Source organism: Pseudodesulfovibrio sp., from assembly GCF_028692895.1.
Classification (GTDB): domain Bacteria; phylum Desulfobacterota; class Desulfovibrionia; order Desulfovibrionales; family Desulfovibrionaceae; genus Pseudodesulfovibrio.
On sequence record NZ_JAQUWN010000015.1, the window covers coordinates 1 to 25,498 of the forward strand.

The 25,498-nt window shown below is 65.6% G+C and carries 16 protein-coding genes; 4 read left to right on the forward strand and 12 right to left on the reverse strand.

Features of this window, described 5'->3' with window-relative positions:
* A partial coding sequence (locus PHP91_RS05565; protein WP_300138089.1) for a hypothetical protein occupies positions 1–215 on the reverse strand: 215 nt, incomplete at its 3' end.
* Between the two features lie 246 nt (positions 216–461).
* Here PHP91_RS05565 and PHP91_RS05570 point away from each other — a divergent pair.
* Positions 462–2,084, forward strand: a complete 1,623-nt coding sequence (locus tag PHP91_RS05570; protein WP_300138092.1) for an NADP-dependent glyceraldehyde-3-phosphate dehydrogenase — start codon at positions 462–464, stop codon at positions 2,082–2,084.
* Between the two features lie 103 nt (positions 2,085–2,187).
* Here PHP91_RS05570 and PHP91_RS05575 read toward each other — a convergent pair whose 3' ends face one another.
* From PHP91_RS05575 to PHP91_RS05595, 5 genes are all read right to left on the reverse strand, one after another.
* A complete protein-coding gene (locus tag PHP91_RS05575; RefSeq protein ID WP_300138095.1) occupies positions 2,188–3,768 on the reverse strand; it encodes a histidine kinase N-terminal 7TM domain-containing protein in 1,581 nt (526 codons plus the stop codon).
* A gap of 340 nt (positions 3,769–4,108) precedes the next feature.
* Positions 4,109–8,350, reverse strand: coding sequence for an alpha-glucan family phosphorylase (gene glgP / locus PHP91_RS05580; RefSeq protein ID WP_300138098.1), 4,242 nt, complete (start codon positions 8,348–8,350; stop codon positions 4,109–4,111).
* Positions 8,351–8,364: 14 nt separating this feature from the next.
* A complete protein-coding gene (locus PHP91_RS05585; RefSeq protein ID WP_300138101.1) occupies positions 8,365–9,570 on the reverse strand; it encodes a glycoside hydrolase family 57 protein in 1,206 nt (401 codons plus the stop codon).
* Positions 9,567–10,853 (reverse strand): glycosyltransferase family 4 protein, encoded by a 1,287-nt coding sequence (locus PHP91_RS05590; RefSeq protein ID WP_300138104.1) that lies wholly within the window; start codon positions 10,851–10,853, stop codon positions 9,567–9,569. The genes PHP91_RS05585 and PHP91_RS05590 overlap by 4 nt, the downstream gene beginning before the upstream one ends.
* Positions 10,854–10,855: 2 nt before the next feature.
* The gene (locus PHP91_RS05595) at positions 10,856–12,814 is read right to left on the reverse strand and encodes an amylo-alpha-1,6-glucosidase (protein ID WP_300138107.1); all 1,959 of its coding nucleotides are present in this window, start codon (positions 12,812–12,814) and stop codon (positions 10,856–10,858) included.
* Between the two features lie 332 nt (positions 12,815–13,146).
* On the opposite strand from PHP91_RS05595, the gene PHP91_RS05600 reads away from it, so the two are divergent.
* The 3 genes from PHP91_RS05600 to PHP91_RS05610 all read left to right on the forward strand — a co-directional run bounded on the left by PHP91_RS05600 (position 13,147) and on the right by PHP91_RS05610 (position 17,383).
* On the forward strand, positions 13,147–13,443 hold the full coding sequence (locus PHP91_RS05600) for a hypothetical protein (RefSeq protein WP_300138110.1): 297 nt from the start codon (positions 13,147–13,149) through the stop codon (positions 13,441–13,443).
* 327 nt (positions 13,444–13,770) lie between these two features.
* Positions 13,771–14,664, forward strand: coding sequence for a transporter substrate-binding domain-containing protein (locus PHP91_RS05605; RefSeq protein WP_300138113.1), 894 nt, complete (start codon positions 13,771–13,773; stop codon positions 14,662–14,664).
* A 25-nt stretch (positions 14,665–14,689) separates the two neighbouring features.
* Entirely contained in the window at positions 14,690–17,383 is a 2,694-nt protein-coding gene (locus PHP91_RS05610) for an ATP-binding protein (protein WP_300138116.1), read from the forward strand.
* 6 nt (positions 17,384–17,389) lie between these two features.
* Here PHP91_RS05610 and fliD read toward each other — a convergent pair whose 3' ends face one another.
* The 6 genes from fliD to PHP91_RS05640 are packed head-to-tail and all read right to left on the reverse strand — an operon-like array spanning position 17,390 to position 25,205.
* On the reverse strand, positions 17,390–19,114 hold the full coding sequence (gene fliD, locus PHP91_RS05615) for a flagellar filament capping protein FliD (RefSeq protein WP_300138119.1): 1,725 nt from the start codon (positions 19,112–19,114) through the stop codon (positions 17,390–17,392).
* Positions 19,115–19,123: 9 nt separating this feature from the next.
* On the reverse strand, positions 19,124–20,320 hold the full coding sequence (locus tag PHP91_RS05620) for a flagellin (RefSeq protein WP_300138122.1): 1,197 nt from the start codon (positions 20,318–20,320) through the stop codon (positions 19,124–19,126).
* Between the two features lie 14 nt (positions 20,321–20,334).
* Positions 20,335–22,356 (reverse strand): flagellar hook-associated protein FlgK, encoded by a 2,022-nt coding sequence (gene flgK / locus PHP91_RS05625; protein ID WP_300138125.1) that lies wholly within the window; start codon positions 22,354–22,356, stop codon positions 20,335–20,337.
* 25 nt (positions 22,357–22,381) lie between these two features.
* Positions 22,382–23,923 (reverse strand): flagellar hook protein FlgE, encoded by a 1,542-nt coding sequence (locus PHP91_RS05630; RefSeq protein WP_300138128.1) that lies wholly within the window; start codon positions 23,921–23,923, stop codon positions 22,382–22,384.
* A gap of 23 nt (positions 23,924–23,946) precedes the next feature.
* Complete coding sequence (locus tag PHP91_RS05635) at positions 23,947–24,630, reverse strand: flagellar hook assembly protein FlgD (protein WP_300138131.1); 684 nt, start codon at positions 24,628–24,630, stop codon at positions 23,947–23,949.
* Positions 24,627–25,205, reverse strand: a complete 579-nt coding sequence (locus PHP91_RS05640) for a sigma-70 family RNA polymerase sigma factor (protein ID WP_300138134.1) — start codon at positions 25,203–25,205, stop codon at positions 24,627–24,629. The genes PHP91_RS05635 and PHP91_RS05640 overlap by 4 nt, the downstream gene beginning before the upstream one ends.
* Positions 25,206–25,498 lie beyond the last annotated feature (293 nt).

Genomic DNA, 25,498 nt, shown 5'->3' on the forward strand with positions numbered 1-25,498 from the left:
CCACCCAGGGGCGCGGCCAGGAGCTTGGCCAGGTAGTATCCGGCAAAGGCGCTGCCCAGCCAGGCCCCGCTGATGCGCGCATCCAGGCTGGCCAGGGGCACCACGAACGAGAAGAGCGCCACCCCCAGGGTGGCCAGGAATCCGCTCGCCAGGATGGCGGCCACCGCCCTGCGCCGGGCCGGGCCGCCGCCCGGATGCTCCTGTCCAGTCTCCATCCGCCGAATCCCTCTTGTTGCCGGTCGATCGTCACCCCGCCGCGCGCGGTCCGCCCGTTGCGGGAGGTTCCGGTATAGCCCTCGCCCGCCCTTCCCGTCAAAGGCGGCGGGCGGCTTTCCCGCGTCGCCCTCCGCCCCTTCGCGCCGGCCGACGGCATTATGTCCATATTGACATAGTAGTGGGTTGGACCTATCCAGAGTTTTTTCAGAGCCTGTCCGAAAACGCTCCATCTCCACGGAGGCCATATGAGCACCGAACAGCAACTTCTCGCCGCCTTTCCCGTCAAGGGCGGCCTCCCGGACGAATACACGGCCGTCATCCCCAAGGACTATCCCCGCTATCTCATCGACGGCGAGCTGCTCGAATGGGACGGCGAGATGCAGGACATCCATTCCCCCATCGAGATCAACGACAACGGCGAGTTCTCGCCGCTGCCCATCGGTCGCTGCCCGGTGCTGGACGCGGACGCGGGCATGCGCGCCCTCAAGGCCGCGTCGGCCGCCTACGACAACGGCATGGGCCGCTGGCCGACCATGGGCGTGGCCGACCGCATCCGGCACATGGAGGGCTTCGCCGCCCGCCTGGCCGGGGTCCGCGACGAGGTCGTCCGGCTGATGACGCTCGAAATCTGCAAGCCCCGGCGCGAGTCCGAGATCGAGTTCGACCGGACCGTCGAATACATCGACAACACCCTCTCCGCCCTCAAGGACCTGGACCGGTCCTGCTCGCGCATGGTCATCGACGGCGGCATCTACGCCCAGATCCGCCGCGCGCCGCTGGGCCCGGTCCTGTGCATGGGCCCGTACAACTATCCGTTCAACGAGACCTTCGCCACCCTGATCCCGGCGCTGGTCATGGGCAACACGGTCATCGTCAAGACCCCGCGCATGGGCAAGCTCCTGCTCTCGCCCATCCTTGAGGCCCTGCGCGACAGCTTCCCGCGCGGCGTGGTCAACGTGCTCTTCGGCGACCGGCGGGTGGTCCAGCCCATCCTGGAGGCGGGCGGGGTCAACGTCCTGGCCTTCATCGGGTCCAGCGGCGCGGCCGACGCGCTCCGGCTGCTCCACCCCCATCCGCACCGGCTGCGCTGCGTGCTCGGGCTGGACGCCAAGAACCCGGCCTTTGTCCTGGAGACCGCCGACATGGAGCTGACCGCGCGCGAGATTCTCTCGGGCAGCCTCTCCTTCAGCGGCCAGCGCTGCACGGCCATCAAGATCGTCTTCGTGCACCGCAGCCGGGCCGAGGAGCTGCTCTCCCGCCTGGACGAGGGCATCGCCGGGCTCAAGGTGGGAATGCCGTTCGAGGCCGGGGTCAACATCACGCCCATGCCCGGCAAGGGCAAGATCCAGTACCTGACGGACCTGGTGGAGGACGCCGTGGCCAAGGGCGCGCGGGTGGTCAACGCGGGCGGCGGCGCATCGGGCCGGACCCTGTTCCACCCGGCGCTGCTCTACGACGTCAAGCCGTCCATGCGCGTGTACCAGGAGGAGCAGTTCGGCCCCGTGGTGCCGGTGGTGCCCTTTGACGACGAGCGCGAGCCCGTGGAGTATCAGGTCAATTCCAAGTACGGCCAGCAGATGAGCATTTTCGGCAGCGATCCCGACCAGGTGGCCCGGTTCATCGACCCCATGGTCAACCAGGTCTGCCGGGTGAACATCAACAGCCAGTGCCAGCGCGGGCCGGACACCTTCCCCTTCACCGGACGCAAGGACTCGGCCGAGAGCACCCTCTCGGTCAGCGACGCCCTGCGCTGCTTCTCCATCCGCACGCTGGTGGCGGCCAAGGGCACCGAGGGCAACAAGGAGCTGATCTCGCGGATACTCCGGCAGCGCAGCTCCAACTTCCTGACCACGGATTACATCCTGTAGTCCCCGCCCTGCGAGGGACGGGAATTGGGCGGCGACTCGGGGGAGGCCGCCCTGTTCCTTGCCGGTCCGGTTGAGGCGGCGGCGCGCCGCAACCGGCGGGGGATCACGCTTCGGGGGACAGCTCGGCGCACTGTACCTGGTCCCGGCCATTGCTCTTGGCCCGGTACAATGCCTGGTCCGAGGCCTTCAACAGGGCCTCCAGCAACGCCTGGCCGGACTCCTTCCACATCCGCTCGCCTGTCGAGAAGAAGGCGACGCCCACGCTGATGGTCACCTTGATGGCGTCGCCGTCGCAGCTTGTCGTCGTGGACCGAACCTCGTTGCACAGCCGCTCGGCCAGGCGCCTGGCGCCTTCCAGATCCGTTTCGGGGAGCAGGATGGCGAATTCCTCGCCGCCGTATCGTCCGATGATGTCGCTGGCGCGCAGGACCTTGCGGAACGTCGACGTCACGTTTTGCAGCACGAGATCGCCGGCGATGTGGCCAAACGTGTCGTTGACCTTCTTGAAGTGGTCGATGTCGATGAGCAGGAACGGCAGGTTGCCGCCGTACCGGACGACCCGGTTGATTTCGATCATGCAGGAGTCCATGAAAAAACGCCTGCTGCACACCTGGGTCAGGGCGTCCAGCGACGCCATCTTGTGCAGCGCCTTCATCAGGCGCTTGTTCTCCGTGATGTCGTAGAGCAGGACGGCGAAGCCGAGGTCGTTGCCGCGTGACGAGAGAATCTTGGTGGCGGACACGCTGAAATGGATCGTGTCGTCGCGGTAGCGGAGCTCGACCTCCGTGGGGGCGTCGCCCGCCGTCGTGATCCTGTCCATGAACCCGTCGCGTTCTTGCAGCACTTCGCGGGCGCCGAGGCCGATGGAGGCCTGGGTCAGCTCCGGCAGCACCTTGCTCGCGAACTCGTTGAAGTCGGCGATGTTGAAATCCTTGTCCAGGACCAGAACCGGCGTCTGCATGGTCTCGAAGACCTTGGTCCTCGCGATGGGGGCGATGTTGAACATCATCATCCGCGCCATGGCCAGGGAGAAGGCCGGTATCGGAAGCGCGAGATAGAAAGGGATCATATCGATGCCGGGCAGCGTGACGCCCAGTTGTTCCAGCGCGTTGCCGCACCAGGGGATGATGGAAGCGAGGAAAATGACGTTCGCCTGCCTCTTGCGGTATCCCTTGGACTTTCGCGTCATGTCGAAAAAGAGGACGACGCCGGCCAGGCTCAGCGCCTGCGCATAGGCGAATTGCACATAGTACCAGGCTCCCTTCGCAAAGGACGCGACCGGGAAAGAACCGCTGACGTCCACGTCGAACTTACTGTAATATAAATGATATTCATTGGTAGTGTAGAACAGGACAAGGGTGATGGCGGGGATGGTGAACAGCGAGGCGTGGAGGAGCCGGCTTTTGATCCGGTACTGGTTGTATTCGAAGGCGAAGAGAAACCAGAACACGGGTATGAAGGGAATGCCGAGGTATTCGATTTTCAGTGCGAAGAAGATGCTTTCGGCGGAATTGCCGGACAGTTCCAGCATGTAGCCGAGCGAATAAATGAAGACGCTCGCCATGAAAAAAACGAACGGTCTGCCGCCTGCCGTCTTGATGATCCGCAAGGAATAGCAGATGAGGCTCAGTATCCCCGAGCAGGAAAGGCATAAAAACAGTATCCCGACAAATCTCAGCGTCATCGCGTTGCCCCGGAGGGTCTCGCCGTTGGTCGATCCGCTTGACGCGGGCGCTGCGGGCGTGCGTCCCGTTGCGTCCGCCGCCGTTTCCGATCAATCGGCCGGGCCGCCTGCTTGAAGGTGTCGCAACCCTCTGGCGGCCTGCATGGCCATTCCCGGCGGTTGGGAACTCAAGTGGTTGCCCGTTTTTTTGCAAATGGCGGCCCCGCGCCGCGCTGTCCGGTCCGGGAAACGCTTCCCTGGTGCGCCGCCGCATGGTTTTGCCGTTTTCTCGGGTGAACTCCATGCGCCAAAAACAAGGCGGCCGACGCGCGGCCGGCCGCCTTTTCTTGTCTGGGGAGGGTCAGCTCCACCGGATGAGACGGGGTTCGTACTTGTTGTTCAACCCCGGATGGACCGGAATCACCCTGACGCCATACCGCAGGGGGCCTGGGTGCGTCGGTTCGTAGCCAGCCTGGTATTCCAGGGTGTTGCCCTCGGTGTGCTTGAGCACCATGGGCACGCAGCCGATGACCGCCTCCTCGTTGGGCGTGGCGGCGATGAACTCGGCCAGTATCTCCTCGGTCAGGAGCTGGCCCCGGTCCACCTTGGCCCGGATGGTCAGCCGGTTGCCCAGCTTGAACACGTCGCCCGAGATGCCCTCCACGCTGACCTCCTTGATGGTCACGGTGGAGAACCGGCCGGGGATGCGCTTCTTCCATTCGGCCACCTCGCGGGAGAGCTCGAAGCGGGACTTGGCGCGACGCTTGGCCATGGCCATGGCGGGCAGGTACATGTCCCGGATGTAGTCGTTGACCATCCGGTGGGTGCCGTACTGGATGAAGGCCGTCTTCATGGCCTCCTTCATCCGGTGTATCCAGGAGTGGGGGATGCCGTCGCCCGGGCGGTCGAAGAACTCCGGAACCACCTCGGTCTCCAGGGTGGCGTAGAGGTTGTCCGCGTCCACGATGTCCTGGCTGACCTGGTTTTCGTAGACCAGTCCGCTGCCCACTGCCCAGCCGTTCCTGCCGTCAAAGGCTTCGTCCCACCAGCCGTCCAGGATGGAGCAGTTGGGAACGCCGTTGACCGCCGCCTTCATTCCGCTGGTGCCGCTGGCCTCCATGAGCCGCGTCGGGTTGTTCAGCCACACGTCCGCGCCGGAAACCAGCAGCCGGGCCAGCCGTATGTCGTAGCCCTCCAGGAATATGACCCGGCCCAGGAAGTCGTCCTGCTTGGCCAGGCGGCAGATCAGGTTGATGTAGCTCGCGCCGATGGTGTCGGCCGGGTGGGCCTTGCCCGCAAAGATGACGTTGACCGGCCGCTGCGGGTTGCAGAGGATTTCCTTGATCCGCTGGAGGTTGTGGAAGAGCAGGGTGGGCCGCTTGTAGGCCGTGCACCGCCTGGCGAAGCACAGGGTCAGGTGGTCCGGGTTCAGGGCGTCCAGGAAGGCGCGCAGCCGGTTGGGCGGCTCGCCCTCGCGGGTCCACTGACCGGAGATGGAGCGTCGGACCTCCTCGTAGAGCCGGTGCTTGAGGGCGACGTGGGTGTCCCAGAGCATGCGGTCGTCCAGGGTGTCGAGGCAGCCCCAGTCCTGGCCGTCGGCCAGGGACCGGTGCACCGAGATGCGGCAGGAGGACTCGATGTCGCGGCGCATCCGCTCGTCGAGCCAGGAGGGAATGTGCACGCCGTTGGTGACGTGGCCCACCGGCACCTCGCCGAGCAGGAACCCGCGCCACAGGTCCATCCACATCCGGCGCGACACGTCGCCGTGCAGCCTGCTGACGCCGTTGCGGTAGCAGGAGAGCTGGAGGGCGAGCACGGTCATGTTCAGGTGGTCCGCCTCCTCGGCGTAGATGTGGCCGAGATTCCAGAGGGCGTCCCAGGGTACGCCCATCTGGTCGGCATAGCCCCGGAAGTAGTTCTCGACCAGCGAGCGCTGGAACCGCTCGTTGCCCGCCGGGACCGGGGTGTGCATGGTGAATACCGTTGAGCCGCGCACGATTTCCTTGGCCGTGGCGAAATCCACGCCCTCGGTCTGCATGAGCTGGCGGATGCGCTCGAAGAGCAGGAAGGCGGAGTGGCCCTCGTTCAGGTGGTAGAGGGAGGGCTCGATGGACAGGGCCCGGAGCATCCGGATGCCGCCCACGCCGAGGACGATCTCCTGCTCGATGCGCCCCTTGGACGAGGGCTCGTAGAGCTTGGAGCAGATGTCGCGGTCGGTGCGCGAGTTCTCGGTGATGTCGGTGTCGAGCAGGTAGAGGGTGGCGCGGCCCACATGGACTTCCCATATCTGGGCCTGGACCGTGCGGCCAGGCAGCTCCACGGCCACCAGGATCTTCTCGACCCCGCCGTTGTGCACCGGGGTGATGGGCATGGCCGCGAAGTCGTTCTCGCGGTATTCCACCACCTGCTCGCCGTTGCCGTTGATGCGCTGGTGGAAGTAGCCGTTCTTGTAGAGCAGGGAGATGCCGACAAAGGGCAGGTTCAGGTCGCTCGCGGACTTGATGTGATCGCCCGCCAGCAGCCCGAGGCCGCCGGAGTAGATCGGGATGGACTCGTGCAGGCCGAACTCCATGGAGAAGTAGGAGACCGGATTCTTCCAGGTAATGCCCTGGATGTCGGCCTTCGCCTTCTGGGCCATGTAGTCGTCGAACCGCTCCAGGACCGAGGCGAAGCGGCCCATGAACTCGTTGTCCTCGGCCACCTGGTTCAGGCGGGTGGCGTCCATGGTGTCCAGGAACAGGACCGGGTTGTGGCCGCAGCGGTGCCAGCGGTCCTCGTCGATCCACTCGAAGAGCTCCTGGGAGTCGCGGTGCCAGACCCACCAGAGGTTGTTGGCCAGGTCGCGCATTCGGCCGAGGGAGGGCGGCAGCTCGGTGATGACGGTGAAGGGCCGGAGCCGGGGCTGGGTGGTGTTGACGCCGGAGAAGCTGATCTCGCCCGCCGGGGCCCGGGTCATGCGCTGCACGCCCGCGATGCGCTCGGTGCGGATTTCGGCCGCAGCGTCGTAGGCCTCCAGGTAGCGGGGGTAGAAGTTCTCCCAGGACGCCTCCTCGGCGATGCGCCGGGTCTCGGCGCTGCGGTAGGCGCGCTCGTCCGGGGTCCAGCGGGTGAAGGTGACCAGGTGCTCCGCCAGCTTGGCGCGGGCGATCTCGTAGCTGTCCTCCAGCCGGTTCAGGACGTGGACGCCGGGGTGGCCGCCGGGGTGCTTGCCCATGACCCACTGGCCGAACCCGGCGCGGTCGGCCGTGACCGTGGGCACGGAAAAGGCCGCGCTCTCCATGGGGGTGTAGCCCCACGGCTCGTAGAACGAGGGGAAGACCGTCAGGTCCATTCCGGCCAGGGCGTCGTAGTATTCCAGGTTGAGCACGCCGTCGTTGCCGTCCAGGTAGACCGGGATGAAGATGACGCAGCAGTGGTTGTCCGTGGTGTTGTCGAGCTTGAGCTCGCGGCAGCGGCGGACGATGGGGTCCTGCTCGGCGTCGCCCAGGTGGTGGGTGGCGATGCCCGCGTATTTCTCGATGTTGTACTGCTCGGTCCTGAGGCGCTTGCGGGTCTCGTCGCTGAAGCCCGCGTAGCCGGAGGAGACCAGGAGGAATGCGACCACGGTGACGTCGTTGTCCGTCTCGGCGAGCTTGCGGTCCGCGTCGCCCAGGGCGTCGAGGAGCAGGTCGATGCCCTTGTTGTGGAATTCGTATCGGCCGCTGGTGGCCAGCAGCAGCGTTTTTTCGGGCGTGAGCGGGCGGTCCAGGAACCGGGCGGCCAGGTCCACGAGCCGGGCCCGGGCCTCGGTGCGGGTGGCGGCCACGATGTCGGGCTCGGCGAAGCCCTCCAGGTTGAAGCCGTTGACCGTGACCACGGCCGGGTTGGTGCCCAGCAGGTTGGCGGCCTCGCGCTGGGTGATGTTGGACACGGTGGTGAAGCAGTCGGCCTCGCGGGCGGACACGGACTCCATGGAGTGCTTGGCCGTGACGCCATAGGCCTTGGCCTCCTGGCTGGGCTCGATCTCCTCCAGCCGCTCGTAGATGTCCACCCCCGCGCCGGACATTGCCCGGCCGAGCATGGTGGCGTGGGTGGTCAGCACCGTGGAGACGGACGGCGCGTGCTTCTTGAGGAAGAGCACGCCCGCGCCGGACATCCACTCGTGGAAGTGGGCGAAAACGTCGGCCGTCTCGGCCGCGTCGTCGCCGAATTCCTTGATGATCGTGGCCGCCGCCGAGCTGAACAGGACCGGCTCGATGTAGTCCCAGGCCCCGGCCATGGAGTCCACGCCGAAGTCGTTCCAGAACTGGAAGAGGAGTTTGTCCGGCTCGGGAAAGGCGTTCTGGAAGCCGATGAGCAGGACGTAGGGCTGGCCGGGGATGTCCCAGCGGCCGAATTTGGTCTCGATGCCAGCCGCCTTGGCCCTATCCAGGGCCGGGGCGAGTTCCTCGGGGGCGTCGCAGGGCTCGAACCCGGGGTTGCGGTCGAGCAGCGGGCCCATGGCTACGTATCGGCCCTCGAAGGCCGCGACGGCTTGCGCGGCCTTGCTGCTGATGACGGTGAATATCCCGCCCACCTTGTTGCAGACTTCCCAGGACACTTCAAACAGCCAACGGGTTTCCATGTTTTGATCTCCTGTTATTCCCGGCCGTTGCCGTTGCGGTTGTTGACGGTCAGGGCGAGGTCGTTGAGGACGTTCATGTAGGTGATGAACGCCTGGTGCGGGGTTTCGTAGGGGTTGAAGTACTTGTGCACGTCGCCGTCCGAGAACCACTTGGTGCACATGTAGTAGAAGTGGTCGCTGGTCAGCAGCTCGCGCCAGGTGGCGATGAGCTCGTCGTCGCCGGTGTCCAGGACCTTGTCCTCCAGGGCGTAGGCCAGCTCGGCTGCCTGGTCCTGCATGGAGTTGCCGAGCCAGGCCGAGACGTCGCGCTCCAGGTCGGCCCAGGAGGTGAAGTAGGGCACGTCCAACTGGGCCATGGGGTCCAGGTCGGCCGCGGCCTCGGCCGGGGTGCGGAAAATGAAGTCCGGGTGGGCGAGGATGGCGCGCGGCAGGCTGCGGAAGAACTCGAAGATGCCGGTGTCCGCCCACTGGTGCTCGCCGATGGTCTCGTAGTCCATGAAGAGGTTGACGATGTCGCCGTTGCCCGCGATGGCGTGGACCCAGCCCGCGAACTTGTCCGCGTCGACCGGCCATTCGTCCCAGCCCCGGTCCGAGAAGCGGAAGGCCACGTCGTCGGAGAGGCGGTAGTTCTTGAGCAGGGCCTTGAGCCTGGTGCAGCCGGCGGGCTGGTAGACGTAGTTGGGCGAGCGCCAGCCCAGGACCTGGTCCGCGCCCTCGCACAGGATGTTCTTGTACCCCATCCGCTCCACTTCGAGGGCGAGGTCGTTGCTGTAGATCAGCTCGGTGTTGCGGAAGGTCACGGGCTTCTTGCCGAAGAACTCCTCCAGCACCTTGGCGTGCATCCTGACCTGCCGCCGGAACTCCTCGCGGGAGAAGAGGAAGGACAGGGAGTGGTAGTGGGTCTCGCCGATGAACTCCACGCACCCGGTCTCGGCCAGTTCGCGGAAGGAGTCCAGCACCTCGGGGCAGAACTCCTGGAACTGCTCCATGGCCACGCCGGTGATGGCGAAGGAGATGCGGAAGTCGCCCCGGAACTCGTTGATGAGGTCGAGCATCATCCGGTTGGCCGGGAGATAGCACTTCTCGGCCACCTTGCGCAGGATGTCGCGGTTGGCGTCGTCGTCGCGGTAGTGGTGGCTCACTCCCATGTCGAAGAAGGAATAGCCCTTGTTCAGGCGCATGGGCTGGTGCACCTGGAAATAGAAGCAGACAGGGATCACTGCGCACCTCCGGTCAGTTGCCGGTAGACGTCCAGCACCTTGGCCGCCGCCCGGTCCCATTGGATTTTCTTGAGGCTGCGCCGCCCGGCCTCGACCAGCTTTTGCGCTCGCTCCTTGTTGCCGAGGATGTCGAGAATCTCCCAGGCCAGCCGGTCCACGTCCCAGAAGTCGATCTTGACCGCGTCCTCCAGGACCTCGGCCACGCCGGACTGCTTGGAGACGATGGAGGGCACGTCGTAGACCATGGCCTCCAGCGGGGTGATGCCGAAGGGCTCGGACACGCTGGGCATGACGTAGAGGTCGCTCATGGCGTAGATGCGCTCCACGTCCGCGCCACGGACGAAGCCGAGGAAGTGGAACTTGTCGGCCATGCGCAGCTCGGCCATGCGCTCCACCATGCGCGGAAACATGTCGCCCGACCCGGCCATGGCGAAGCGGACGTTGGGGTTGCGCTCCAGGACCTTGGCCGCCGCCTCCACGAAATAGTCCGGCCCCTTCTGGAAGGTGATGCGTCCCAGGAAGAGGACCAGCTTCTCTTTGAACGGCTTTTGGATGCGCATCTGGCCGATGCGCCGCTCCTTGGAAACGGCGTTGTGGACCACGGTGACCTTGTCCGGCGCGATGCCGTAGCGGCGGACGATGGTGTCCTTGGTGAAGTGGCTGACCGCGATGATCCGGTCCGCCGCCTCGAAGCCCGCGCGCTCGATCTCGTAGACCTGCTGGTTGACGTGCTCGCCGCTGCGGTCGAACTCCAGGGCGTGGGCGTGGACCACCAGGGGCTTGCCCGAGACGCGCTTGGCCTCCATGCCCGCGGGCGCGGTCATCCAGTCGTGGGAGTGGATGACGTCGAACTTCTCGCTGTTGGCCAGGTGCGCGGCCACCAGGCCGTAGCGCACGATCTCGGCCATGAGGTTCTCGCCGTAGCCCCCCGCGAAGTCGTTGGAGAGCTCGCCCATGATCTCCCTTGCGGAGATGGTCTCGGTCTTCTCCAGCAGGGACCGGTACTGCTTCTCCGTCAGGTAGGGCCGAAGCGGCGAGAGCACCTCCAGCACGGAGACCCGCTCCTGGAGTTCGAGGATTTCGGCGACGCCCACCTTGGCCCGGACGCGGTTGGCGCCCACCAGGGAGAGGTGGCGCCCCTCCTCGTCGGAGTCGAGCCGGGGCAGGACGAAGAGGATGTCGGCGCCGAGGCTTGCCAGGCCCTTGGTCAGGCCGAGGCACGCGGTGCCGAGTCCGCCGGAGATGTATGGCGGGAATTCCCACCCGAACATGAGTACTCGCATGGTCACTTTTCACTCAGGAGTTTGTTGAGGCGCACGGCCTCGGCCACGGACCAGGCCTGGGCGATGGTGCCCTTGGGCTGGTGGGGCGGGTTGCCGGTATAGAGCTCGGGCACCGAGGCGATGCCGAAGTTGTCCGGAAAGGCGCGCAGAATGGGCCTCAGGTAGACGCGCAGGAATTCCCTGGCCCCGTCCTTGTCCTCGGCCTGGCGCAGCAGCGCCTCGCCGAAGTGCCCGGCCAGCCAGGGCCAGACCATGCCCTGGTGGTAGGCGGAGTCCCGCTCGTTGGCGTCGCCCCGGTAGAAGGGCGAGTAGCGCGCGTTGCGCGGGGAGAGGGTGCGCAGGCCGAAGGGCGTCAGCAGGTGGGCCTGGACCACGCTGATGACCGCGCGCATCTGCGCGGTGTCGAGCATGGAGTGGGGCAGGGAGATGGCGAAGATCTGGTTCGGGCGGATGGAATGGTCCTGGCCGTGCTCGTTCACCACGTCGCTCAGGCAGTTGTCGTCGCTGTTCCAGAACCGTTTGACGAAGTTGTTCGCCAGGACGTCGGCCGCGCCCCCGGCGCGGTCGGCCAGTTCGGCGTCCACGTCGGCGGCCAGCTCCTGGAAGCAGCGCAGGGCGTTGTACCACAGGGCGTTGATCTCCACGGCCGCGCCGTGGCGGGGGGTGACCGGCCGCCCGTATGCCTGGGCGTCCATCCAGGTCAACTGGGTGTAGGCGTTGCCCGCGTGGAGCAGGCCGTCGCCGTCCAAGCCGCAGAGGTTGACCCGCCCCTCCAGGTGGGCCAGGACGATGTCGCTCAGGGCGGGGTAGAGCCTTTCCATGACGAAGCGTCGGCTGCCGCGGGCCTTCAGGTACTGCTGGACGGTCCAGAAGAACCAGAGGGAGGCGTCCACCGAGTTGTAGGCAAGGTGGCTCGACGCCTGGTCCAGGTAGTTGGGCAGGAGCCCGTCGCGCGCCAGCCCGGCGTAGGCGGCCATGACCTCCTCGCCGAACTTCATCCGGCCTGAATGGAAGGCCAGGCCTGGCAGGGCGATCATGGTGTCGCGCCCCCACTCGCCGAACCAGTGGTATCCGGCGATGACCGAGGCGAACCCGTCCTGGTTGCGGATCAGGAACTGGTCCGAGAAGTACTTGAGCCAGCGGACCTGCTTGCTGCGGTCCTTGCAGGCGGCGAAGAGGGCCTCGCGCCGCTCCGTCTCCTTTTTGCGCAGCCGCTCCAGGTTGCCCGTCTTCTCCACCGAGGCGGCGAAGATGACCGGCTTGCCCTTCTGCAGGGTGAGCTCGAACACGCCGGGCGAGAAGAGGTCCTCCTGGTAGTCGAAGCCCCGGGCGCGTTCCATCAGGTATTCGATGTTGTACGTCCACTTGGGGCCGGGGAAGAATTCCGAGGCGCGGTTGGTGGCCATGTAGAGCGGAGGCATTCCCTCGTAGGGCTGGATCTTGCGTCCGTTTTTTTCGGGATAGGACTTGGGGCGCAGGAACATGTTCTCGCGCGTCAGGGTGTGGATGTCGCGATAGGCCAGCAGGGGGCGGATGCGCAGGGTGGGCTTCACGTTGCCCTCGACCATCTCGTAGCAGACCAGGACGGTGTTCTCCCCGTGGACCGCCAGGATGGACTCGCGCACGAGCACGTCGCCGATGCGGTAGGTGATGGAGGGGCAGAGGCCCTGCTCGAAGCATTCCACGAACTGGTGCCCCGTGGGGTGGTATACGCCGGGGTATTTGTTGGTGGAGAGGTGGAACTCCTTGCCGTTGTGGAGCAGGGAGGTCTCCAGCTTGGAAAGGAGGACGAAGCGCCCCTTGGGCTGTTCGAGGGCCGCCACCAGCAGGCCGTGGTACTTGCGGGTGTGGCAGCCTATGGCCGTGCTCGACGCGTATCCGCCGAGGCCGTTGGTGTCGATCCACTCCTTGCGGGTCGCCACTTCGGTGTTGATGCATTCGTCTCTGGGAATTCGAATCATGATCCACCGCCTGTGATGATGTGTGGTGCGGACTGAACGGGATAAGACCACTTAGTTTTAGATAGGAAAAGGATGTCCCTTGCAAGGGGAAATTGCAAGGATTCGGTTATAATTATGCGAAGAAAGCCCCGGTGTGCAACGAATTGCCCGGACCCGGCGGAGGCGGGCGCCGCGCGGAAATCCGGCCCGCATGTGCGCCCCATGCCACGTCCGCCCGGCCGATATGCGGGGGTGCGTATAAAATTTATTTTTGTCACGGGGTTGCCAATGGCGCGAATCGAGATGATAAATAGGGTAGAGCCTGACTGGAACCTCAAACAAGGAGAGCGGCCATGTGCAAGACCTGCGGTTGCACCACCGGCAAGGACAAGCGGGCGCACCAGCACGCCCACGGCAAGGGCGGCGACCACGAACACGTGCATGAGCACGAGCACGCCCACGTGCACGAGCACACCCACGAGGACGGCGTCACCCATACCCATGAGCACACCCATACCCACAGCCATGAGCACGGCCACGCCCACGAGCACGGCGAAGGCGGCGAGCACGTGCACGAGCACGGCTCCCACAGCCACGACGCGGGCCACGCCCACGAAGACGGCGACGGGCACAACCACAGCCACGGCTGATCCCACGGCGGGCGGCGCAGGACTTTTTCCCCGCCGCCCTTTCTTTCGCCCACGCCCCGGCCGCGCAGGACCGTTCCCGACGCGGCGATCCCCCCTCCCGCGCATTTCCCGTCCCCTGCCGCGTCCTGTGGCCGACGGGCAAAAAATCATCGCCAGATCGGTGCGGCCCGCCGTATTGCTGAATCCTCCGGGTGCGCTCCGCGCGGGCGGCCGTCCTGTCCTTTCCGGACGCCCGGACCGCGTATTTTTTTTCAGTTCACTGGAGAAATGTGCGGCGATGTGTGCTAACAATAGGGCCGAACAAACAGGGGGGACAGCGCTATGCATTTGAAAAACATTCTGAAATGTTTCCCGCTGATCGTCGTGCTGCTGGGTTGCGCGGCATGGACGCCGGCCTCGGCCGCTTCTTCGGACCTGGACGGCGTCAAGGCGCGCGGCGAGCTCCGTCACCTCGGCATTCCCTACGCCAACTTCGTCACCGGCCAGGGGGACGGGCTGAGCGTCGAGCTCATGCAGCGCTTCGCCGCGCATCTGGGGGTGAAGTACCGCTTCGTGCCTTCGGCCGGGTGGGACGAGGTGTTCGGCGAGCTGACCGGCTCCCGGGTCCGGCCCCGGGGCGACGGCGTGGAAGTCCTGGGCCGGGCCGAGATCCGGGGCGACGTCATCGCCAACGGCCTGACCGACCTGGCCTGGCGGCGCAAGGTCGTCGATTATTCCGACCCCACCTTCCCCACCCAGGTCTGGTGCATCGCCAGGGCGGACTTTCCGGCCAAGCCCATCGCCTTCTCGGGCGACATCGGCAAGGACATCGGGGCGGTCAAGGCGCTGCTCAAGGGATACCACGTCATGGGCAAGAACGGGACCTGCCTGGCTCCGGGGCTCTACGGCATCGAGGCCGCAGCGGCCCGCGCCACCAGCTTCCCCGGCAGCCTCAACGACATTGCCCCGGCCATCATCAAGGGGGACGCGGATCTGGCCCTGCTCGACGTGCCCGACTCCCTGGTCGCCCTGGAGAAATGGCCGGGCAAGATCAAGGTCCTGGGGCCCATCTCGCCCGAGCAGGCCATGGGCGTCGGGTTCCGCAAGGACTCCCCCCGGCTGCGCGAGGCCTTCAACGCGTTTTTCGCCCGGCTCAAGGCGAGCGGCGAGTACCGCATGATGGTGGCCAAGTACTATCCGGCGGTCTTCGGCTATTACAAGGCGTTCTTCGAGGGCCGCTAGGCCCGTCGGCGCGGGGAGGGACGGGTTGCTCCGGAGAAACGTGATCGTGGCGGCGGCCGTCATCCCGCTGGCCGCCCTGCTCATGTACATGGTCTGGGGAAACTACTCTTCCCAGGTCAAGCTGCAGCAGGCGGCCAAGGAGCGTTTCGCCGAATTCTCGGCCAGGGAGGCCTCTTCCCTGGCGCATTTCCTGATGGACCGCCGTAACGACATCGAGGACCTCTCCTCCAGTCGGGAGCTTCTGGCCTATTACGAGAACAAGGGACTGGGCATGTCCAAGGAGTACGGCCTGTGGGCCAGCCAGGTGGCCATCGCCGAGCTGCTGGACCGGTTCGTGCGCCGCAAGACAATGCACGGCAAGCGCCTCTACCGGCGGATGGCCTATGTGGACGAGGACGGCAACCTCCTGGCCGACGACCAGGGCGTTCCCGAAGACCCGACCTGCTGTACTGTGGCCGTTCCGGCCGTGCTCGACTCCGCCTCGGCGGCCATCCGCCTGGAGGACGAGGACGGGGTGCGCCGGATGGCCTTCTACCTGCCCTTCGTCTTCCGGAGCAAGCGGGTGGGCACCCTGGTGGCCTGGCTGAACACCGAGGCCATTCTTTCACTCGTCATGGAGGACCTGGGCCGGCGGCGGGAGCACTGGTTCAACTACCTGGTGTTCGGCCCGTCCCTGTACTCCCCGCTGCACACGGTGCCCGCGCCCCTGGCCCGGCTGGCCGCCTCGGGCTGGCCGCAGCGGCCCGGCGAGGTGGTCGCCCGGGTCCTGCCGGTGGACACCGGCGAGGACATGGCGTTCCTGGCCGTCCGCTCCGAGGTGGCGGGAACGGATTTCAGCCTGCTCAGCCTCGCGTCCGAGCCCAAGCTGCTGGGAACCCTCAGCCCGGGCGAGCTGCTGGTCTACACCATCCTGCTGGCCCTGCTCCTGCTGGGCGGAGCCGCGACCATTCTCTGGTCCAGCGCCCGCAACCTGGTCCTGGGGGCCAAGGTGGAGGAGGCGGGACGCCAGGCCCTGCGCATCGAGGAGAAGAACCGCCAGTTGGAGGAGGAGGTGACGGCCCGCAAGGCGGCGGAAGCGGCCCTGCGCGAGAACAACGACGCCCTGGAGGAGCGGGTGGGCAAGCGGACCGCCGCCCTGGAGGATCAGGCCCGCGCCCTGAGCCGGGAGGTCGCGGAGCGGCGCGAGGCCGAGTCGATCATGCGCTTCATCTTCAACAACACCCACGACGCCATCATCATCCACGACCTGGAGGGCAAGGCCCTCGACGTCAACGAGCGGATGCTCGAACTCTACCGGATGAGCCGGGAGGAGGCCCTTTCGCTGGACATCCCCGGCGATATTTCCGGGCCCGGCGTTACGCCCGGGGAGGTGGAGACGATCTGGAAGCGGGTGGTCGGCGGCGAGAGCGTGACCCGCGAATGGGTCGCCCGGCGGCCCGAGGACGGCCACCTCTTCGACGTTCTGGTCAGCCTGAACCGCATCGACATGGGCGGCAAGGCCGTAGTCTTCGCCAACGTGCATGACATCTCCGAGGAGAAGCGACGCCTGAACGAACAGCAGGAGCACCAGGAGTTCCTGAACACCATCTTCGAGGGCATCGGCGCGGCCATCTTCGTCTTCGACCCCGGGACGGGGAAGACCGTGGACTGCAACGTGGTCGGCGAGCGGCTGCTCTCCATGACCCGCGAGGAGATTCTGGACGCCTCCTGCAAGGCGCACATCCAGTTTTCGGGCCAGGCCGCACAGGACCTGCTCTGCCCCGAGCGGCACGACCGCAACGAGTATGAGGAGGGGGCGCTGGCCCTTTCCGACGGCACCTCGCTGCCCGTGTCCCTGCACTCCTTCGACATCCTCATCGGCGGCAAGGAGCACATGGTCCAGGTGGTCTTCGACATCGCCGAGCGCAAGACCCTGGAGCGCAAGCTGAACATCGCCCAGAAGCTGGAGTCCCTGGGCCAGCTCGCCTCGGGCATCGCCCACGAGATCAACACGCCCATCCAGTACGTGGGCGACTCCATCCATTTCGTCAAGGACGCCCTGGAGGACATGTTCAATCTGGTCGGCCTGTACGAGGGCGGCGCGGAAAAGGCCGGGGCCGTGGAGGAGCAGCGGGAGGAGATGGACTACGAGTTCGTGCGCGAGGAGATGCCCAAGGCGTGCGACCGCGCCCTGGATGGCGTGCGGCGAGTGGCCACCATCGTCCTGGCCATGAAGAACTTCTCCCATCCCGGCGAGGAGGAGGCCCGGCCCGTGGACATCAACCGGGCCATCGAGAACACGGTCATCGTCACCCGCAACGAGTGGAAGTACGCCGCCGACCTGGAGACCCGCCTCGCCCCCGACCTGCCCCTGGTCACCGGCTTCCCCGGCGGCCTGAACCAGGTCCTGCTCAACATCATCATCAACGCGGCCCACTCCATCGCGGGCAACGAGGCCACCGGCGACAAGGGGCTGATCACCGTGGCCACGTCCGTCGACGGCTCGTTCGTCGAGGTCCGCATCACGGACACCGGATGCGGGATTCCCAAGGAGAACCTGCCCAAGATCTTCGACCCCTTTTTCACCACCAAGGAGGTGGGCAAGGGCACGGGCCAGGGGCTGGCCATCGTCCACGACATCGTGGTCGAGAAGCACGGCGGCACCATCGACGTGGAGTCCGAGGTGGGCGTGGGCACGACCTTCATCGCCCGCCTGCCCATCGACGGCCCTCCCGCCTAGGCCCGGCTAGTCGAGGGAGGCGACCATGCTCTCCAGCAGGGACGACTGGCTGTCGTAGGTGGCGAGCAGGGCGTCCAGGGCCGCGTACTTGCGCGTCAGCGACGTCTCCAGGATGTCCAGGCGCTCTTCTTCATTGTAAATCTGGTTGTCCAGGCTGGTGGAAATCTCCTCGTAATGGTCGATGAGGATGGTCAGGGTGCCGGTCTCGCCGTCGGTCATGTCGTCCAGGGCGTCGGAGAGGGCGCCGACGATCCCCTGCTTGACCCGCGCCGAGCCCCCGTAGTCGCCGTCCGCCTCCTCGGCCACGGAGAGGTAGAGGCCCTTGGCGCTCGTCCCCGTGCCGGTGATGGTCCAGCCGTCGATGAGCGCGTCCTCGCCGTCGATGGTGGCCGAGACGATCTCCCCGCCCGAGATGGTGTATCGCACGTCGTGCTCCCCCGCCGGGGTCACGGTGTCGATGACCGAGATGACCTGGAAGTGCTCGCTGTCGGACTCGCCCGTGCCCCGCGCCGCGAAGAGCGCGGCCACGGCCGCCGGGTCGTTGTCCAGGGCGTCCTCCAGCTCGTCCTCGTCGAGGAGGATCTGGCCGTAGGTGTCCGAGCCCTCGTCCGTGTCCGTGGCGAAGCCGATCTGGGAGAGGGCGCTGTAGTAGTCGCCGCCCTCGTCCTCGTCGTAGGTCAGGAACCCGAGGGCGCTTGAGGAGACGATGGACTTGATCTGGTTGTACATCATGTCCAGCGTGCTGCTGTTGATGGTGTATGTGTCGTCGTCCCCGTCCTCGGATTCCGAGACCCGGCCGGTGAGCAACTGGATGTCCAGGATGATCTGGTTCAGCCCCTCCACGAACTCGGTGATGGTGTCGTACATGCCGTCGGCGTCGTAGTCGACGGCGACGCGCACGCCTTCGCTGTCCGTGGTCTCCTTGAGGTCGAAGGTCAGGCCGTCCACCACGTCGTCGATGGAGTTGTCGCTGCGTTCGATCCACTGGTCGGCCGCGGACGGAAATCCGTCCACTTTGACCTGGGCGTTCTGGGCGGTCTGGGTGTTGGTGAACCCGGCGGCGCTCATGCCGGAGAGCGAGCCGGTGTCCAGGACGGAGATGGCGTTCTCCTCGCCCATGTCCGAGCTTTTCAGCACGAAATAGTAGCTGCTGCCGTCGTACATCAGGGAGGCCTCGAACTTGTCGCGGGCGTCCAGGCTGCCGTTGACGGTGGAGACCAGCCCCTCCAGGGTGGTCCCTGCCGAGACGTCGATGGAGATGGTCTCCCCCTGGTGCTCCACCTGCAGGGTGGTGGCCGAGGCGGCGACAACGTCCTCCTCCGAGCCGTAGCCCTGGGCGTCGGCGACCCAGATGTCGGCCTGGGCGAGCTGGTTGACGATGATGGTGTGGATGCCGACCTCGGCGTCGCTGTCCGCGGTGACGGCGACCTCGCCGTCGCCGGTGACGGTGGCGTCCATGGAATAGAACTCGTCCAGTTCGTCCATGTCGTCCAGGGTGTCGTTGAAGTCGTCGATCTCGTCGCCGATCTGCTCCAGCAGGTCGATGACGTAGTCGTTCTCCTCCTGCTGGGCCTCGTAGTCCTCCAGCTTGTAGCTCTGGGAATCGATGATGGCGTCGATGATCTCCGAGAAGTCCGTGCCGTTGCCCAGGCCGGAGAAGGTGACCGAGCCCGAGGTGGAGACCGGCTCGTAGGCCGAGATGTCGCTCGAAACCGAGGTGATGTATCCCATGACGGCCCCCTAGATGTAGTTGAGCAGGCTCATCTTGATGATGTCCGAGGAGGAGGAGAGCACGGCCTCGTATACGTAGTTGGCCTGCTCCAGCTCGACCACGAGCTGCGCGGAGTCGGCGTCCTCGATGCCGCTGATGTTGTTGGCGGTCACGGACTTGACCACGGATATGGCGCTGCCGATGTAGGTGGTCTTGTTCTCCCGCGCGCCGATGTCGGCGGCCGCTGTCTCCACGTTCTCGTGGGCGTCGCCGAGCTTGGCCAGGCAATCGGCCACGCCGTCGTAGTCCCCGTTTTCCAGGTAGACGATGCAGTCGCTGATGGTTTCGAAGAGGTTGTCGCCGTCGTAGGCGAGGCCGGTGGAGCCGTCCACGCCGCCGAAGATTTCGCCGCCCACGGAGTTCATGTCCACGTCGGTGCTCTCGGAGATGGCCACGGACATGGCGTTTTCGCTGCCGGTGTAGACCACGGCCTCCCGCAGGTGGAACTGCGTGCCGTTGCCGTCGTCGTCGGCGGCGGTGACGGCGGCGCCGCTCGCCAGCTCCGCCTGGGCCGCGCCCAGGTCGAGGGTGGTGTCGCCGGCGGCCAGGGTGGCGGTGGTCCAGGTCTCGCCGTAGTCGGTGGAGTAGCTGTAGGTCAGCTCGTCCGTGCCCACGGCCCCGTCGCTGTCGAAGCGCACGGCGATGGAGGAGTCCAGTTCACCGGTGAGGCTGACGAAGTCGGCCCGGGTCAGGGAGTCGTTGGGCAGGGTGACACCCAGCCCCTTCTCGTAGGGGGCCTCGCCCGAGTCGTCCCCGCCGAAGACGTAGTCCTGGGCCGAGAACTTGGTGTTGGCGATGGTCATCAGGCTGTCGAGGTAGCCCTCCATCTCGATGGCCATGGCCTGGAGCTGCACGGCGGTGTAGGTCTCGGTGGAGCCCTGCTCGGCAACTTCCTTGGCTGCGGTGATCTGCTCGCTGGCCTGGGACAGGGCTTCGTCGGCCAGGGAGAGGTGCTCGCCGCAGACGGTGCAGTTGTCCGAGTAGCCGGACAGGGCGCTGTTGTAGGCGCGCAGCTCGATGACCTTGCCCATGCCCGTGGGGTCGTCCGAGGGTCTGTTGAGTTTCTTCTGCGAGCTGGTCATGCTGTTCAGCTCCGCGATGTCGCTCAGGGCGGCGTTCATCTGCAGGAGCGACTGGGAGTATATCTGGGAAGTGCTGATCCGCATGGGTCCCTCCTGTCCTAGACCATGTCCAGGATGGTGTCGAAAAGGGTCTGGGTCACGGAGATGATCTCCGCCGCCGCCTGGTAGGCCTGCTGGTGCTTGGTCAGGTCGATGAGCTCCTCGTCCACGTTGACCTCGCTGGCCGAGGCCTGCTGGTTGTAGAAGTAGTCGGAGGCGGTGGCGGCGTAGACCTGGCGGACCTCCGCCGAGGACGCGGCCGAGCCCGCCGAGGCCACCAGGGAGGCCAGTGCGCTGCTCAGCGAGGTCTCGGAGCCGCCCACGGCCACGGGCTCCTCGGCCAGCTCGAAGATGGCCGAGGCCGCGTCGTTGCTTCCTGTGGCCACCAGGCCGTCGTCGCCCACCACGCCCGCGTTGATGTGCGAGACGTCGGACGCGATGGCGCCGTCCACCGCGATGTCGGACGCGCCGGACCCGCTGAAGTAGGTGTTGAGTCCCAGGGCGGCCAGGAGGTTGGAGGCGTCGCCCGTGATCTCGAATTCGTAGTCGCCGGTGGCCGCGATGACGAGCTGGTTGTCGCCGTTGATGGAGGCGGTGACCTCGCCGGTGGCCAGGAAGGCGGCGTTGACGTGATCCGCCACGTCCTGGAGGGAGTCGGAGGGATCGACGGAGACCAGGACCGAGGAGGCCAGGGCGCCGTCGCTGTCGTAGGTCTGGATTTCCAGTTGGTCGGAGGTGATCCTGTCGCCGTAGGCCAGGCCAGCGTTGCTCAGGGCGGCGGCGGTGTCGTCCACGGAGTAGCTGCCGGTCAGGGCGGAGTGGTGCTCCAGGCCCGCGCCCGTGGAGTGGACCGAGTTGACCTCCCAGACCAGGGCCTCGGTGAACTCGTCCAGGTCGTCCAGGGTGGGGATTACGGTGTCGTCGCGGGAGCTGAACAGGCCCGCCAGGCTGCCGCTCGACGTCCGGCCGTCCACGCTGGAGCCGGACGCGTCGGTCATGGGCGTGATGTTCTGGAGCGAGCCGTCGGAGGACTCCCAGTAGAGGCCGGTCTTGGCCACGATGGTGTAGCGGTCGCCCGCCATGTGGTCCTGGGCGCCGTCCTCGAACCAGATGGATACGCCCGCGACCTCCACGGCGGCGTCCTCGTCCCCGGCCGTGTAGAGCATGGTGTCGCCGTCCTCGTCCTCCACCCAGGTCTCGCCGCCGTCCAGGGAGACGCGGAACTGGGCCGCGCCGTCCGCGCCGCCGGTGACGAAGTCGATGAGGATCTCCTCGCTGGACGCGCCCGAGTAGGCGATGGAGCCGTCGTAGTCCGAGGCGCGGAGCAGGGACTGCGTCGCCTTGGCCTGGCCGTAGACGAGGTCGTGGGTCTGAGTGCCGTCCACCAGGGTGTATCCCTCCTCCGTCTGGATGAAGACTTCGCCGTTTTCCTTGTACTGGACGTCCACCCCGATGATGGCGTTGAGCTCGCGGATGAGCTGGTCGCGCTGGGAGATGGAGTCCTGGTCGTCCGGGTTGGCCACGATGGAGGCGTTCAGGTCGGCGATGTCGCCGATGATCTGGTTGGCGCTCTTCACCTGGTCCCGGATTTCGTCGTTGATGGTGTCCGCCACCTCGCCGAGCTGCCCGGCGGCGGTGTTCAGGGCGTAGGCCAGGGTCTCGCTCAGGCCGAGGAGTTCCTCGCGGGCCGACTCGGAGTCCGGGTCGGTGACCAGGCCGTTCCAGGCGTCGAAGAAGTCGCTCAGGATGGCGGAGAGGGTGTTGTCCTCGTCGCTCTGGTTGAGCAGTTCGTCGAGCTGGGAGAGGTACTCGTAGGCCGAGCTCTCCTTGGCCAGGTCGGCGGAGGCGTCCAGGTACTGGGCCTCGATGAAGGCGTCGAGGGTCGACTGGATGGAGGTGATGTCCGCCCCGGTCCCCACGCTCAGCCCGCTGATCGTGATGGAGCTCGTGCTCTCGTATACCGTGACGGTCTTCTGGTAGCCCTCGGTGTCCGCGTTGGCGATGTTGTTGGACGCGTTGTCGATGGACACCTGGGCGTTGGTCAGGGCCCGGGAGGCTATGGAGTAGAGATTGCTGAGCATGGGGGGACCCTCCGGTTCGCCGGGGTTAGCGCTTCATGCTGATGGCCGTGGACAGCAGGGTGTCCGCCGTGGTGATGACCTTGGAGTCCGCCTGGTAGGCCGCCTGGAGGATTATCAGGTTGGTCAGCTCGGTGGCGGTGTCCACGTTGGACTGCTCCAGGGCGTTGGCCACGGTGGTGCCGAACCCGGCGGACCCGGCCGTGCCGATGATGGCCTGGCCCGATTCCGTGGTGGCCGAGTAGAGGTTGCTGCCCTCGAAGTTGAGCCCCTGGAGGTTGGTGAAGTCGGCCAGGGCGAAGGTGTAGAGGTCCACGGTCTGCCCGTTGGTGTAGGTGCCGGAGAGCACGCCGTTTTCATCGATGGACACGTCCACCAGGGTGCCGGGCGCGTATCCGTCCTGGAGCAGGTTGTAGGTGGCCGATGAGTCGCTGTAGCTGGTGGTGGCCGTGGTGCTCAGGACCGAGTTGTTGAAGGTCGGCAGGTCGTCCGGGTCGCTGGCGCCGATGTCGGCCAGGCTGGTGATGGTCGCGGTGTTGGACCAGCCGGAGCCGGTGGAGAAGTCGGTGTTGGTCAGGCCGATGTTGAAGCCGATGTCCTGGTCCGTGTCCGAGCCGGTGAAGTTGGCGGAGAGGAGCGGATTGCCCTCGCTGTCGAAGTCGGCCAGGGTCCAGTTGGACATGTTCATGGCGTCGGCCGTGCCGCTGTTGCTCAGGGTGAAGGCCGTGGTGGAGATGAGCTGGCCCGAGGTGTCGAAGGTGATGGTCCCGGCCATGAGCAGCCCGGCCGCGCTGGTGGTGTTCAGGTCCGAGCCGTTGTAGGTCCGCTGGTCCTCGGACGGGTCGCAGGTGACGAGGTATTCCCAGACGATCTTGTCGTCGTCCGTGGTGACCCTGTCGAAGTACACGGTCAGGTCGTGGGCCGAGCCGTTCTCGTCGTAGACCGTGATGCTCACCGAATAGGAATAAAGGGAGTCGCCGATGGGCGGGTCCTGGGCGCCGTCGTAGTAGGCGAAGAGCGCGGAGTACGGGTCGGTGGAGGAGGTGGCGTTGTCCGTGGAGGTGGAGTCGAGGTTCAGGTAGAGCGAGACCTCGCTGGTGGCGCTGGGCGGCGACTGGGACTGGTCGAGCTGGATGTCGGTCAGGGTGCCGGAGATGGAGCTGTTCTCCATGGCCCACCCCTGGACGCGGTCGCCGTGGGAGTCCACGAGGTAGCCTTCGGTGTCGAAGGAGAAGTTGCCCGCGCGGGTGTAGTAGGTGCTGCCGGTGTCGGGGTCCACCACGATGAAGAAGCCGTCGCCGTTGAGGGCCACGTCGGTCACCGAGTTGGTGGACTCGTATGAGCCCTGGGAATAGTCGGTGCAGACCGTGGCCACGGCCACGCCGTTGCCCACCTGGTCGGCGCTGCCGCCCGCGTACACGGTGGAGTAGAAGACGTCCTCGAACTGGATGGACGAGCCCTTGTAGGCGGTGGTGGTGGAGTTCGCCAGGTTGTTGCTGACCACCGAGGTGGCCTGGCTCTGGGCCTGGAGGCCGGAGATGCCGGTGTACATGGAACCGGTGATGCTCATGTCAATGCTCCTTTTTCAGGTGGTCAGTTGGTTGCGTAGGTGACGTCGGACATGTTGACCGTGCGGCCGTCGGAGAGCGTCAGCAGGACCCCGTCGTCCGTGGTCTCGATGCCGGTGACGGTGCCCGTGGTGGTCGTGGAGACGTCGATCTCGTCGCCGTCGCTGTCGTAGGCGGTGAAGAGGATGGTGTAGGTGCCGTTGGCCACGGTCTGGCCGTCGGCGCCGGCGCCGTCCCACTGGAAGGTGTGGCTGCCGGTCTCGACGTCGGTCATCTCCATGGTGCCTACGATGTTGCCGTCGGAGTCGTAGACGTTGGCGACGATGGCGGCGGCGTCCTCGTCCAGGGTGAGGTAGATGTAGGAGGCTTCGCCGTCGCTCACGCTCACGGTGTGGCCGGTGGCCTCCACTTCCTTGCCCAGGTAGTCCAGGCCGCTGGTGGAATACAGCGTGGACATGACGTCGGAGAAGTCGCCCAGCTTGTCGTCGATGCTGGTCAGTTCGTCGAGCTGGGAATACTGGGTGAGCTGGTTGACCATCTCCACGTTGTCCATGGGCTCGGTGGGGTCCTGGTACTGAAGCTCCGTGACCAGCAGGGTCAGGAAGTCCTCCGAGGTCAGCGTGGCGCTGCTCGTGCTGGCGGTCGCGGTCGTGTCCGAGGACGACGAAAGCAGCGACTCGTAGTAGCTGGTGGAGTCGACGGTGCTCATGAGGCGTTCCTCCGTGTTTCGGGGGCGGCTTCGTGGCCGGGCGGGGGCGCGGCGGCGCCGTAGTGGGCGCGGAGCCGGGCCAGGGCCTGGAACTTCAGGCTGCGCACCGTGCGGGTGGTGATGTCGAGCCGGATGGCCGTCTCGCCGGTGGAAAACCCGTCGCGGAAGAGCAGGGTGATGATCTCGGCCTGGCGTCCGGTCAGGACGCCCGCGGGCAGGCTGAAGGCCGGGGGCGTCTCCTCGGCGCGGTCCAGGGCCTCTTCCTCGCCCAGGACGAATTCCATCCAGCGCAGGTTCTTTCTGTAGTAGTCGATGGCCGTGGTGCGGCAGATGATGTTCAGCCAAGTGATGAAGGAGCTCTTTTCCTTCTTGTACTTGGAAATATAGTCGTACTTGAATATCTTCATGGCCACTTCCTGGTAGATGTCGTCTACTTCGGAAGGGTGAAGATCGATATTCTGGCTTTTGACGAAGTCGTTGATGAGCTTGAATATCAGTTTAGAGTATTTGCTGAACAACACATTGTATGATGCTTCATCGTGAACTTCATTGATATCGAGTGTAATGTTGCTCATATTTGCCTCCTGGTGCGTATTGAGCAACGTGGATGCCAGAAAATATTAGCAACATTGAAAGTAATATTTTATTTTATTCGCTATTTGTAAAACATATGTAAGTTTTATTGATGTAAAGTGTACGCTGTTTTATGTTGTGTTAATGAAACTTGATGAAGAAAGTGATGGTGCTGGCGTTCGCCTGGATGAGCGGGCGGCGGTGAGGAGGGAGGAATCTTCCCGCTGGGGTGCAACGAAGGAGAGGGGCGGGACGATTATATACGCAGGGCCGGCCCGGGAGCCGGGCCGGCCCT

Excerpts from the sequence above, each read along its gene's own strand:
- PHP91_RS05640 (WP_300138134.1), bottom strand. The coding sequence starts at position 25,205 with ATGAGCAACATTACACTCGATATCAATGAAGTTCACGATGAAGCATCA.
- PHP91_RS05595 (WP_300138107.1), bottom strand. The coding sequence starts at position 12,814 with ATGATTCGAATTCCCAGAGACGAATGCATCAACACCGAAGTGGCGACC.
- PHP91_RS05570 (WP_300138092.1), top strand. The coding sequence starts at position 462 with ATGAGCACCGAACAGCAACTTCTCGCCGCCTTTCCCGTCAAGGGCGGC.
- PHP91_RS05630 (WP_300138128.1), bottom strand. The coding sequence starts at position 23,923 with ATGAGCATCACCGGTTCCATGTACACCGGCATCTCCGGCCTCCAGGCC.
- flgK (WP_300138125.1), bottom strand. The coding sequence starts at position 22,356 with ATGCTCAGCAATCTCTACTCCATAGCCTCCCGGGCCCTGACCAACGCC.
- glgP (WP_300138098.1), bottom strand. The coding sequence starts at position 8,350 with ATGGAAACCCGTTGGCTGTTTGAAGTGTCCTGGGAAGTCTGCAACAAG.
- PHP91_RS05620 (WP_300138122.1), bottom strand. The coding sequence starts at position 20,320 with ATGCGGATCAGCACTTCCCAGATATACTCCCAGTCGCTCCTGCAGATG.
- PHP91_RS05590 (WP_300138104.1), bottom strand. The coding sequence starts at position 10,853 with ATGCGAGTACTCATGTTCGGGTGGGAATTCCCGCCATACATCTCCGGC.
- fliD (WP_300138119.1), bottom strand. The coding sequence starts at position 19,114 with ATGGGATACATCACCTCGGTTTCGAGCGACATCTCGGCCTACGAGCCG.
- PHP91_RS05635 (WP_300138131.1), bottom strand. The coding sequence starts at position 24,630 with ATGAGCACCGTCGACTCCACCAGCTACTACGAGTCGCTGCTTTCGTCG.
- PHP91_RS05575 (WP_300138095.1), bottom strand. The coding sequence starts at position 3,768 with ATGACGCTGAGATTTGTCGGGATACTGTTTTTATGCCTTTCCTGCTCG.
- PHP91_RS05600 (WP_300138110.1), top strand. The coding sequence starts at position 13,147 with ATGTGCAAGACCTGCGGTTGCACCACCGGCAAGGACAAGCGGGCGCAC.